At 56.1% G+C, this 567-nt stretch carries 1 pseudogene; it reads left to right on the top strand.

The features are described 5' to 3' along the window. Positions 1–567 (top strand): annotated as a pseudogene (locus A6X21_RS17785) (RHS repeat domain-containing protein); the annotation flags it as partial.

The raw sequence follows: 567 nt of genomic DNA, 5'->3' as shown, positions 1-567 counted from the left end.
CATCGAAAACTATGTCGCTTCACCTGTGGGGAGTGATGAAAACCGCACCACGAATATGACTTACAGTGCCGATGGTCAACTCGCCACACTGGTTGCGGTCAATGCTTCCACAGGGAATCAAACCACCACCTACACCTACGGCACTACGCTGGCAGATTCCGAAATCGCCGCCAGCAGCCTGCTGCGCTCGGTCGCTTATCCCGATTCCACCGGCAGCAGCGATGAGGTCTTTCTGACATATAACCGTCAGGGCCAGCGGCTGTCACTCACCGATCAGATCGGCACTGTCCACCACTACGAATACGATGGACTGGGACGTTTGACGGAAGATCAAGTCGCCACCCTGGGAACTGGTGTCGATGGTGCGATACGTCGTCTGGCGACGACCTATGACGAACGCGGGCTGGTGCATCAATTGACCAGTTTCGATGCCGCCACCTCAGGAAATGCTGTTAATCAGGTGCAGTTCACGTACAATGATTTCGGGCAGTCGATCCAGACGTTCCAGGAGCATGGCGGCACCGTGAATACCGGCACCACACCCAGCGTGCAGCGAGGTTATGCCAA

This window comes from Planctopirus hydrillae (assembly GCF_001707835.1).
Taxonomy (GTDB): domain Bacteria; phylum Planctomycetota; class Planctomycetia; order Planctomycetales; family Planctomycetaceae; genus Planctopirus; species Planctopirus hydrillae.
The sequence above is the reverse complement of the archived record's forward strand: the minus strand, read 5'-3'. Positions and strand labels throughout refer to the sequence as shown.